Here is a 12,561-nt window from a genome sequence, read left to right as displayed (position 1 = left end):
CATCTTTCCTCACGGCAGGCGGTGGCGAGCCTGGTAATAAGCCTGCCAGTGAGCTTCTTTGTGTGTGGCAACGCGCTGTTCAAAGTAACGGCGCAGACGAGCGCGATCTTCTTCGTTGTCTTTGACGATGGTGCCAGCAATACAGTCCACCAGATCGGCAGGTTCACCCGCGCGATTTGCTAAAAACCAGGCGCGGACGCCCACGGCGTGCGCTACGTTAACGGCTTCGGCGGTGGACATAATGGCCGTCAGGGTATCCATTGACGTTTTCTTCTCACCGTTGGCCCGCAGATCGCGGAACGTGCGTACCAGCAGCTCCAGTACTGCGTCAGGCACCCTATGCGGAATGCCACTATGGGCCAGTAAACGCGCTGACGCACTGGCGACCAGTTCCAGTTCCTGGGCGAAATCCATAATCGGAAAGACGGTTTCAAAATCGAAGCGACGCTTGAGCGCGGCGCTCATTTCATTGACGCCGCGATCGCGGGTATTGGCGGTGGCAATAATGTTAAAGCCTTCGCGAGCATAAAGCTGGCTTTCTTCACCGGCCAGTTCCGGCACCGTCATCACCCGATCAGAAAGCATGCCTAACAGACAGTCCTGCACTTCCAGCGGTGTACGCGTTATCTCTTCAAAACGGACGATTTTGCCATCGCGCATGCCTTGATAAAGCGGAGCCGGGACAAGCGCTTCTGTTGACGGACCGTGGTTGATAAGCAGAGCGTAGTTCCAGCCGTACTTGATTTGGTCTTCGGTGGTTGATGCGCCGCCCTGAATGGTTAAACCGGCATCGCCGCTAATGGCCGTTGCGAGCAATTCAGAAAGGAGAGATTTGGCCGTACCCGGTTCCCCGACCAGCATTAAACCGCGCCCGGTGGCGAGAGTCACTAACATGCGTTCAATAGCAGAAGGGCTTATTACGACTTTACGGCTGATGTTTTTCGTCTCATCACCAAGAATAAAAGCACGCGCTGCAGGCAAACTTAACTGCCAACCGGGCGGGCAAGGTGCGTTATCATTTTGTTTTAATTTTGCCAGTTCATCGGCGTATAACACAGCAGCAGGCGGACGCTGCAGAAGATTATTCTGCGTTGACATATATTCATCCCTGAAATGTATTAATAAAATAAACGGTATTTTACGCGCAATAAATGTTTAACGCATTAATTGATTGAGTGGAAAATATCAGGAAAGCAGAGCACAGTAAATAAAAGAACCTGCTGGTGAGGCAGGTTCTTTTATTTACTACTTTGACGATAAGTTACTGATTATGCAATATTTCGCACCAACGAATAAATTATAATCATATCCACACTCCATTGCAATTCAGTGAATGATATTTATAATCCTGCCCGTTGGGAGGTTGTGCCGGATCGGACCAATTTTAAGTCCTGGCTGCCGAACGGGTGGTGCCGCAGGCGGTGCCCTGATCCGGAGAGCAACGTTTCGTACCAACATACGTAAACCAGTATCGACAGGCTGTGTAAGGGTAAGGTGCTGGTGTTGCGCTCCTTAATAAGGAGAGCGGATGGACACGCTGACATAAAAGTTAACCGTGCTTATTGCCGTACTGGAGTTATTAGTGGTTCTGTTACGGTTGATTGATTTGTTGAAGTAACGGGAAAATTGAAACGCATCTAAGGGGGAATACCGCTTCCTCCTTTAATAAACTATTATTCTATTTACTGGTTGAATATATTCTATAGTTCACCATTAAAAATTTCCATTATAGTTTCTGGTGATTTACCTCGTAATTTTCGCTCATCAATAAACTCATCTCTTATATAAATCAACGCATCATTTATTAGCGGGTCTGCATCTTCTTGTTCACGTTGGTTAAATATTGGACGTAGCCGGAATCGTTCCAGTCGATAGACCGTTCCAGTAAATAATTTAGCGTATTTATGGATTTCAAGTCGGAAGGAAAAGGGTTCTTCAGGATCAATAATCTGATAGTCGTAAATAGCGACCAGTTCACTTTGCACGATCATGGATTTTCTCAGTTGTCAGACAGCGGGCAGTTCTGTTACTACCCGCTGTGTGTTAGTGGAAAATGACGTCTGGAGTACTTAACGCCTCACTCAAATCAAACACATCGAGTTCAGCAAAAGTGACGGATTGATTGTCACGATACACTCGAAGAGAACGGAAGCCCATTAGCGCTTTGCTATCAACATTGTAGTGGTTAAAACCGGGTGAAAACTTAAGGACCAGCCGGTTCTCGCCCAGGTCATAGACAAATGCGTCCTCATAGCCTGACTCCCAGCCTTTGTAGCGCATTCCCATAAGTTGCCCAACGGTAGCGGATTTACCTTCCCAGCGAGTCAGGCTGTTACTGGTTGACTCGTCAGGTGTGAGCAGTACCGTGCGCCGCGCCAACTGGCGAAAAGGCGGCATAATTTCGTAGTCGGCAAAAAGTTGTTCAAATTCACCACGCATTTCTGCTGACATTTCTAACGGATGCGCAATGCCAATCAGAGCGTCAGCAGGCAGGTCAATTGGCTCATCTTGTGCATTGCAGAATTCCCCCTCTGCGGCCACACGAAAGGCGTTGAGTAAATGTCGCGGTTCATTTGCCAGATAAACGCCCCATATCAGTCGCTGGGTAACCAGGCGAGTAAATGGATGATTAACAAAGAGAGAATGAAAATCTGCCAGCGGCCAGCGTCGGGTGGTGCGCAGGGCAGTTTCAAGACGCGGGAGCAGGTTTTTGCTCACCTGAGTGGCATCTTTTTTTAGCCCTTTTAATCGGGCCAGTGCCTCGGGCGCTTTCAGTTGATCGTCATCGGCTCGCAACCGGGGAACACTTTTCTGGCGAACGTTTTGCTGATCGTAGACAACTGGGTTGAGGTTTTCATCGAAGCGAACGGTAAACAACCGTGGACCAAAATCAAAAATCAACGCCTGCGGGTCATCAAGGCCCAGTGTTGGGACTAATCTGTCCGCTAACTCTTCCTCGCTTAACCCGCGATTTTCTGCGACCAACTGGAGATACTCCACCGCATTTTCACGTAAAGAGCGCGATTTCGCTCGTTGCGAAATATGGTGCAGTTGTATCAGCGCCATATCATTATTCATCAGGGTAAGTATGTTCAGGCCACTGACAGCACGGGCAGATTTTCCTTCCTGTGGCCAGGTGAGGATCTGCGTCGCCAGATCCCGTGCCGTGCTTTCGTCGCCAAAGAGACTTAACGCCAGAAATGCCCAGTTGTCTTTTGCGGGGGCTCCAGCCTGTTGCCAGGCGGTAAACAGATCCCAGGCAAAAGCGGCCAGCGTTTGCGGTTGACAGAACGTTTTCAATTGTTCCAGTCCGCTATAAAAACGCCCACCCTGAGTAAAGCGCAGCATTTCGCCAATAATTTCCAGAGCATCATCGGTAACAAGCTGATTATTATTGATAAGCCGTGGCCTGCGCCACATTGTCGGATGCCAGAAATCAGGGGCTTTCGGAATGCGTGGTGGGTAAATTTCCAGTGGCTTCTGTATAAGCAATTGCTCCAGGGCAGGCCACACATCAGCACGCTGCCAGCGGTTTGCCACGGTTTGCAGTAATTCTCCATGTCCCTGTGCATACAGTAAACGCAGGGCAAGTAATGCGGCTTCGCGGTTGTCGCCGGGCTTGGTGAAGACGAGAGGAATAAGTGCGGTAGCCGTATGTTCTGGCCATTGTAAAATCCACTGGCGTGCCAGATTACGCTGAGTGGTAAAACGGTGCCAGACGCGAGCAACGGGTAGCGCCAGTTCGGTAGCGCCGAAATTTAAAATTAACGGAAATGTTTCTTTTGGACGATGCGAAAAAGCCAACAACAGACCGGGTAATGCATCCAAACCGAGGATGCTGAGAAAATAGTTTTCACCCGCGAACAGATGTTTTTTCTCATTGATACGCAGCCAGAAAGTCACTGCCATCTCACGCGGAAGCAGTGCCAATAAATACAGATTCCAGACACTCTTTTCCTGATGATAAGGCGAATGATTGTCCTTTTCCCAGATGTCAATTAACGTTTCAACGTCGCCGCTGCGAAGCGCCTGTTCTGCTGATTTTGCTTCCGGAGAATGCCAGCCATTGTAGATTTCCTCGACTCTGCCCTGGTAGTAATGCCACTGAAGCACTAATGATTCGCGTGCTGCATCCAGTTTGCCGGGCAGTATATAATTCAGGAACAGCCATACATCATCCCCAAAACCCAGCTCCTGTAGTACAACCCGACTACTTTTTCGTTCCATGCGTTCCGCAAGTGATTCCGTGCTGAAATAACGGGCAGACTCTGTGGTGGCAAGCCTCTCTTGCTCGCCCGGTTGCCAGTAGACTTGTGACGTTAATTCGAGCGGAACCAAATCAAGACGTGGTTGCGGCGATTTTTTCTTACTACGCCACGGAGGTGAAACCAAAATTTCAGGCAGAGCACTGCTATCAGGGCTATCAATGGCAGATTTCGGCGGCACGGATAAAAAACTATTCAGCACGGTTTGTGCTTTTGTACTTAGCCTGGGCTTCACTTCATCTGCCAGTTGTGGCTGCGATGTAATCAATGTTTGCAACAGATTACGCCAGTATTGATCACGTGCTTTTTGCTGTGCGGGCAGTTTTTTGTCTTCAATAATCGGATAACCGGGGCGAGCAGGTGGTGCTTCCAGCGCGATAAGTTCTGCCAGTGCAGTGAGCGTTGCATGGGGGAAATTTTTACTGTATTTGGCAACACGCTGCAGGCTGGGTTTATTTTTATCAGCCACCAGTAGCAAGATGCGGATGACCAGCGGGTGGTTTATTTGTACCAGCAGGCTGCCACAGTCTTCTTTATGAGCATACATCGCCAGGCGGGGAACGGCTGCAATTCCCTGTTCGCGTAAAAGGGCCGCGCAGGCAGCGTAACCGAAGTGGTTTTCATGCGACATATAACTGGCTTCACGATCGCTAAATACGTCCAGGCTCCAGTATCGTTCGAGTTTTTTTACCGCCGTATTATCAGTAGCAACGACCTTTAACCACTCCTTTGAGTAAAAACTCGTTGATGGGCTTTCAAGGCTGGCAAGCTCATTCGCTATATCTGATTTTTCCGGAAGCAGCAGCGCAATAAAAGGGCGGCGAACTATGGGGATCTCTGGCAGTGCGGCAATGAGTTTGTCGGCACAACGCTGCCAGCAATTTTCCTCTGCCAGTGAAAGATGTTTACGCAGACGAAAATCGAAATTGCTATAAGTCTCTGAGCGATAGCCATAGCCCGTATTCTCGTTCGGTGTCATTAAACACACTGTTGATGGATCAGCATGATAACTCTGTACAATGAACTGACGCGCTATCACCACATCCGTTGCATATTCCAGCCCATATTTTTGCACGATTTCATCAAGTAATTGCTGGCTATCATTTTTCTCGATACAGATCAGAGCCGCCATTGTGCGGGCTGGGATTGACGGTTTATGCTCACCAATCAAATTGATCGCCTGCTGGATGGCGGACTGCCACTCCAGTGAACATTTATCGTAATGCCAGGTGATATTTTGCTTCTTGCCTGCTTGTTGTAGTAATTCATCTCCTAATGTCTGAATGAGACTTTCAGTGACAGCGGGCACCGGTTCGCCCGGCCAGCGGCGATGGCTTAGCGGCGTTTTGCCTTTTTTAAATTTCAGTTCCAGTTGCGCGTCGTCCGCCAGCCACAGTAATTCCTTGTTCATGTTCTTTCCTTATTCAAACAGTGCTTCGATGTCGTTAATCAACTCGCTGGCGGTGATGGCATCGAGCACGGAGAACAGTGCTTCCTGTGCAGAATTTCTTCCCCAGCCATAACTCTCTGCTTTTCCATCCCATAACCATAATTTGCTTAAGAGTTGCTCAGCGCTGAGTTCGACTGGCGACATGCCTACAGCAAAACCTTCATCGATTTCCATGATTAACGACCAGCGGCCCAGAGGTTTGATCATCCAGCCGATCCAGCCTGCATCCTGCGGTTCGCCACGCAACCAGCCTTTATTTGCCAGCCCCATCACCCGACCGCTCGGGCATTTTCTGCCTGTCCAGCGGGTCAGTTCGCTGGCATTGCGTTCGGCTTCTGTCAGGGTGTAACTGTTACGATCAAGCTGGCGGAATGGCGGTAACAGTTCGTAGTCGGCAAAAAGCTGACCAAAAGCGGCGACATCCGTCGGTGATATTTCCAGAACGTGAGGGATACCAATCGCTATATCACCTTCTGGGAGAGTGAAGAGATCATCGTCAGCGGTGCTGTAGCTGTTATCTTCCGCCACGCGGAAACAGGCCTGCAACTGGTTGTCGGTGTTATACGCGCCCCAAATCAGGCGACGGGTTAGGTGGCGAACCAGCGGATGCTCAACCAGGAAGAGTTGAAAGTTTTCCGCTGCCCAGCGGCGGCGCAGGCACATGGCTGATTCCAGCCTTGCTACCTGTTGAGCGGCGACGGTACGGGCATCTTTTTTCAGCAGTTTAAAGCGGTTAACGGCATCGGCAGCCAGCGTTTTATCATCGCTTTTGTTCGGTTTGGGCAGGTCTTTCAGGCGGCTGCCAGACGCATCGCGCACAAACGGTTTTAGGGTTTCATCAAAGCTGACGGTGAACTGACGCGAGCCGAAATCCAGCAGCAGGGAGCCGTTATCATCCAGCCCCAAATCCGGGGCTAACCGGTCTTCAAGTTCTGCTACTGTCAGTTCGCGGCTTTCGGCAATGCTGGCAATTTTTTCTTTTGCCCGCTCCTGCAATGCTTTGAATTTCAGCTTCTGGGCGATACCGTTAAGTTGCATCAGGGCAATGTCACTGCCGATAGCGGCGAGAATATCCAGCCCGACGGTGGCGCGTTTATGCTGGGATTCGCCAGGCCAGACGCGAATAAGCGGCGTTAGTTTGCGGGCGGTGTCATCGTTACCGAGAACACCTAACGCACTGAATGCCCAACTCTCTTTCGACGGCGCGCCAGCAGTCTGCCAGGCGATAAACAGATCCCAGGCAAATTCAGCCAGTGAGTCTGGGGTACAGGCATCTTTCACCTGTAATAATCCCGGATACAGTGCTTCTTCCTGAGGGAAGCGAAGCATTTCACCGAGGTGGAGGAGGGCGTTATCTGGTAATATCTTGCTACTATTTTTTAGTACCGGGCGTGTCCATAACGAAGGTTGATAAAATAGCGGTAAAGAGGGAATTTTCGCCGGGTATTTAGCCAAAGGACTGTTGTCGTCATTTTTATTTCGAACCACCCACGGCGGCGAGACTAACACCGTTGGCAGAATTTCTGAGTTTGCGAAATCTTCATCGCGACTATTCAGCAATTGTTGGCATTGATGTACTAATTTCGCAGCTTGTGACGATAGCCATTGGCCTAATTTTTCGACCAATAAAGGATTTGCATTAAGTAGTGAAACCAGCAAAGTATGTTTACGTTGATCGTCATTTTTTATTAATGCTTCGGCTAATGCCGCTATTGTGGCAGAAGGAAAACTTTCGGCACTTTTTATCAGTCGGTCATAACAACGTTTATTATAATCTGCGGCGTCTATGAGTCCCGTAACAGCCAGCGGATGATTGATACATTTCAGTACGTCACCGCAATTATCTTCTCCAGCATAGGGAAGCAGGCGAGTAAGAGCCTTGATGCCTTGTTCTCGCAGTACAGTGGCAGACCAACTTCTTCCAAATACATTAGTATCCTGATATGGCTCTAATATTTCCAGTATTTGTGGATCTGTCGCTACAAGTTTTAACATTTCCAGTTGTGGAATGTTCATCACTTGATGCAACTGGCGTGCGATATCATGGGCCACTTCGGGTATTTCAGGTATTAAAATGGCAATTAACGGCTGGCGATAGAGTGATATATGCGGCAACGCAACGAGTAATTTGGCAATGCAATTTTGCCAGATTTCCTCTTCAGTCAGCGATAAATGTTTACGCAGACGTAAACTAAAGTTGTCTCTATTCCTTCTATAGTTATTCTGGCTGTAATCTGAATTATTAATAAAGAAGGTCAAATGTTCCTTTTTATAATCAAAATCGAAATCAATTTGCCACCAGTAGATGACAGTTTCAGTTGCGTATTCAATACCGAAGGTGCTTACAATTTCATCCAACAACTCGGATGAGGTTTCATCATTCCAGCTTTGACAAAAACAAATTTCCAGTAAGGTAAGTACAGCCATAGTACGTGCAGACATCTCAGGCTTTCGTGCATTAATTAAGCTGATTGCCTGACTGATGGCATTACTCCATTCATCGGAGCATGAGCTGTAATCGAAAGTCAGATTCTTATAATAGTTGTAGGTTCGATTTGCCAGCCGAGAAATTAAATTTTGTTTCTCAGGTTGGGTTGGTTTTTTTACCGGATCTCCCGGCCAAAGGCGGTGGCTGAGAGCATAGCGAGCAATATTTGGGGGAAGAATAATGGGATCGTTGTCTGCTAACCAGGGAAAATTGTTCGCCGCTACCTGATGATCATTTATGGTGTCTTCCTGTTTTTTCGCTGCGACAGATTCTTTTTTCACTGACACCGCTGTTAATTTAGCATTTGTCTCCGCTTGTTCCACATATCCCTTTTTTGTTTTCTCCGCGATCAGTTTCAGCTCTGCCTTTTCCGCCGCCGCAGCGTCCGCAAAGTTTTTGACCTGGCTTTGCCCGTTGGTGCCGACCTTACCCCAACTGATATGCAACTCGTTGCCTTGCTGCTCAACCGCCCAGAATTTATGTGATTTTTCGTCCTGATAAATATAGGTTTTCATTGCAAAGTCCTTTTAATCAAACAGTGATTCAATATCGTTAATCAGTTCGCTGGCGGTGATGGCATCAAGCGCGGAGAACGTGAGCGAGGGCTGTGTACTGTAGCGTTCCCCTGGTGAAGTCATTTTTACGCTTTCAACAGGTAGCAGGTCGCCATATCCCGTTTCGCCGTAAATCAATGAAAAAGGTTCTGTTTCAAGTTCGAGATCGCCATAAGGAGTAGATTTGCGCATCGCATAAACGCTGCCGCTTTCTTCCAGACGTTGCCAGCCTCGGCGCTCCAGTCCGACAATGCGACCGGCCTGGCAAAGACGTCCTTGCCAGCGCGTCAGTTCGTGGGCGCTACGTTCATTATCAGCAAGACGATAACTACCACGATCGAGCTGTTGGAAGGGGGGAAGTAGTTCGTAATCAGCGTAAATTTGCCTGAATGCAGCGGCGGATTCAGCGGGAATTTCCAGCACATGCGGAATACCGATGTTTCCTGCTGGCAGCGTGAATAGCTCATCTTGTGCATCGCTGTAGGTGCTGTCTTCTGCCACGCGGAAACAGGCTATAAGGGTGTTTTCATCGTTATATACTCCCCATAATAGCCGTCGGGTTAAGTGACACATCAGCGGATGTTCCACCAGAAAGAGACGGAACTGCTCTGCCGTCCAGCGTCTGCGCTGGCACATGGCTTGTTCCAGACGGGTAATTTGCTGGTTGGCGATAGCACGAACATCTTTTTTCAACTGTTTGAAGAGGATAACTGCGTCAGTTGACAGTGTTTTATCATCACTCTGGTTGGGTTTAGGTAAATCTTTCAGAACTTTGCCGTTTTCGTCGCGCACGACGGGTTTTAAGGTTTCATCAAAACCAACGGTGAATTGGCGTGAGCCGAAATCCAGTGTCAGCGAGCCGTTGATATCAAGCCCTAAATCCGGTGCCAGGCGGTCTTCCTGTTCGGCCATTGTCAGTCCGCGATTTTCAGCGACCATGTTGATTTTGTCGCTGGCATGTTCTTGTAATGCAACGAATTTAATCTTTTGCGCAATACCATTAAGCAACATCAGCGCAATATCGCTACCGATATTGGCTAGCACATCCAAACCATAAACAGCTCTTTTATGCTGGGATTCACCCGGCCAGGCGCGGATGAGCGGGGTTAGTTTACGCGCGGTGTCGTCATTGCCTAAAATCCCCAGCGAGGTAAATGCCCAGTTTTCTTTTGCGGGTGCGCCAGCTTCTGTCCATGCCGTGTAGAGATCCCAGCCAAAGTCAGCCAGTGATTCGCGGGTGAAGGTTTCTTTGATGATCGCCAGCCCAGCGTAGGGGGTAATGTCGCGAGGAAAGCTCAACATTGTGCCGAGGTGGCGCATAGCGTCATCTGGCAGAGGCAGGTTGTTACTTTTAAGCCGTGGTCTGCGCCATAAGGTGAACTGATAAAAGCCGGGCAGTGGGGCGATTTTTGCGGGATATTCTTCCAGCGGGTCGCAATCAAATAATGTTGCCAGCGCAGCTAAAACATCAGGTTGATTATACCCCTGGGCGATTTCCTCAATCGTTTCTCGCTGGTTTAATTTCACCAGCAGGCGGAGCGCCTGGCGGGCACAATCACGATCTTTTCCTTGTTTGCCCAGTGCCACAGGAAGTAGCCCGGCGGTGGCATGGCGTGGGAAGTTAACCAGCCATTTTCGGGCATCTTCAGCAGACATCTTTTTCTGTAATCGCTGCGCCATCGGTAATGCTAATTCGCTGACGCCCAGGAAAAGGGTGAATATCCACAACTGTTGTGGCTTACGTTGCAGACATTTCATAAACGCAGGAATGGCCGCGTCACCAAAAATCGCCAGAATTTCTCTCTCGCCGGAGAATTGCTCTTCATTAATTATTTGATTAAGAAAATAAATAGCATGCTGAGTGGGTAGGAAGCAGAGCGCGTACAACTGCCAGTGTCTGCTTCCTTTGTTATGGTATTGCGCAAACTCTGCTTTCAGCGCGGGGAAATCGAAACGTAACAGGGCATCAACTGCGCTTTGTGGCATTATTTTTTTTTCGTATTGTTCTTCTCCGGTTCTGCGCCATTCCTTAAACCCCAGTCGCCAAAGGATTTGCTGTTCTGGCGTTAAAGGGATGAAAGACGTTTCCCAGCTTTCCTTTTCAATTAGTGGCAGATCGGTAAATAATGTTTGCTGTGATGCCTGAAATTTCGCGATTTCACTGAATCTGGATATGTCAGTATGACTGATTAACTCTGTAATTCCTGGTGTGATATCAGTGACGGCAGGAACTGGAAGCACCGGTAAATCAAATACGGGTATTGCATTCTTTTTCTTATTTATTACCCACGGTGGAGCGGTAAACAGCTCCGGCAACATATCCGCAGTGGCATATTCACATTCATCAGTCACAGGTTGCGGACGACATTCAGATAATATGCCTGCCGCTTTAGCATTAACCCAGGGAATAACGTCACATACCAACTCTGGCGTGGCGGTAATCAGTTTGACAAGTGCGTTACGCCACTGTGCATCTTCATGTATTGCCAGTAAAGTTGCATAAGCGGCAATAGCCGCAGCGGGATGTTTTTGGCAGGCTTTGCTTAAGTATTCCAGGTGCTTTTTCTTGCCAATTACACCAAGGATCAGAATTTGAATCGCATCCGGGTGATTCGTTTTCCATAACCATTTGACAAGATTTTCAGTCTCGCTGATGCGCTCGAAGAGATAAGTGGGATTGTCAGAATGGTCTTCCGTTAACTCAAGAAGTATCCGGCTTACACCGCATATCCCATGATTTGCCAGCAACATTGCCAGGTAAGCGCGAAAATCACGATACAACGGTGGGAAGTCGTATTTTTCCGCTGTGCTCAGAGCTGCATTATCGGTTACCACCAGTCTTAACCAGGTCATTGCCGGAACGTTTTGATCTACATAACGTAGCGCCATAGCATTGGCGATATCCGGTCGTTCAGGGATCAGTAGCGCCGCAAAAGGTTGCCGTGCTGGGGAGAGTGAGGGAATGGCGGTAAGTACTTTATCTACACAGCGTTGCCACTCATCTTCTGAAGCGAGTGAAAGATAATGGCATAGACGCTGATGCCAGTCTGGTCGAGATTCAATTTCGAGATCAGGAGCAATATCTGTTGTCACATTTACTTCATACTCTCTTGATAATTCATTAGATATTGCAATTAGTTGCAAAGACAGGATGGCGATCTCAACAGTAGTTTCCAGACCACGGTGAACGACTAAGTCATCAACAAGTTCATCTGCAAAATAAGAGTGCCAGAAGCGCCAGAGCAATGCGGCATCGGATTGCAAGCTCCCTGAGTTTTGGTTTTGCTGGATTCGCATTTGTAACTCAGCAAATGCCTGCTGCCAGTTTTCAGGATAAGAAGTGTACCGTTTATAGGGAAGATACATATTGGTGTTATCTGCGATGCGCTTCCATATTTCACCATCTTTATACAGGTAACCGATTTCTCTCGGCCTGCGGCGATGAGGAAAAGCAAATCGATTAATATCGTCAGTTACCGGAATCGTCGCATCATCAGCAAGCCAGGGGCATTTATTCTTATTTACAGGAGGAGTTTCAACTTCAGGAGTGACTCTGGCTTTGGTGGCTGGCGGGAGATTCACATTTGCCGAAGCGTCTTCCACATAGCCTTTTTTCGTTTTCTCCGCAATCAGCTTCAGCTCCGCTTTTTCCGCTGCTGCAGCGTCCGCAAAGTTTTTTACCTGGCTTTGTCCGTTGGTGCCAACTTTGCCCCAACTGATATGCAGCTCGTTGCCATGCGGCTCCACCATCCAGAATTTATGTGATTTTTCGTCCTGATAGATAAACTGTCTCATTCTGCATCC

Annotated in this window: 4 protein-coding genes and 2 pseudogenes; all 6 read right to left on the bottom strand. The window is 48.4% G+C overall.

Features of this window, described 5'->3' with window-relative positions:
- Nucleotides 1-9: 9 nt before the first annotated feature.
- Nucleotides 10-1,098 (bottom strand): ATP-binding protein, encoded by a 1,089-nt coding sequence (locus C0K55_RS00290; RefSeq protein ID WP_000107245.1) that lies wholly within the window; start codon nt 1,096-1,098, stop codon nt 10-12.
- A 602-nt stretch (nt 1,099-1,700) separates the two neighbouring features.
- Nucleotides 1,701-1,991 (bottom strand): hypothetical protein, encoded by a 291-nt coding sequence (locus C0K55_RS00285; RefSeq protein ID WP_038355312.1) that lies wholly within the window; start codon nt 1,989-1,991, stop codon nt 1,701-1,703.
- Nucleotides 1,992-2,043: 52 nt separating this feature from the next.
- Nucleotides 2,044-5,676: a DUF4132 domain-containing protein YehI gene (gene yehI / locus C0K55_RS00280; protein ID WP_105266135.1), complete on the bottom strand. Its 3,633-nt coding sequence runs from the start codon at nt 5,674-5,676 to the stop codon at nt 2,044-2,046.
- Nucleotides 5,677-5,685: 9 nt separating this feature from the next.
- Nucleotides 5,686-7,173, bottom strand: a pseudogene (locus tag C0K55_RS27075) (DUF4132 domain-containing protein); the annotation flags it as partial.
- Nucleotides 7,174-8,571: 1,398 nt separating this feature from the next.
- Nucleotides 8,572-8,718, bottom strand: a pseudogene (locus C0K55_RS27070) (WGR domain-containing protein); the annotation flags it as partial.
- A 12-nt stretch (nt 8,719-8,730) separates the two neighbouring features.
- Entirely contained in the window at nt 8,731-12,552 is a 3,822-nt protein-coding gene (locus C0K55_RS00270) for a WGR and DUF4132 domain-containing protein (RefSeq protein WP_105266136.1), read from the bottom strand.
- Nucleotides 12,553-12,561 lie beyond the last annotated feature (9 nt).

Source organism: Escherichia sp. MOD1-EC6098, from assembly GCF_002965865.1.
GTDB lineage: Bacteria > Pseudomonadota > Gammaproteobacteria > Enterobacterales > Enterobacteriaceae > Escherichia > Escherichia marmotae.
The sequence above is the reverse complement of the archived record's forward strand: the minus strand, read 5'-3'. Positions and strand labels throughout refer to the sequence as shown.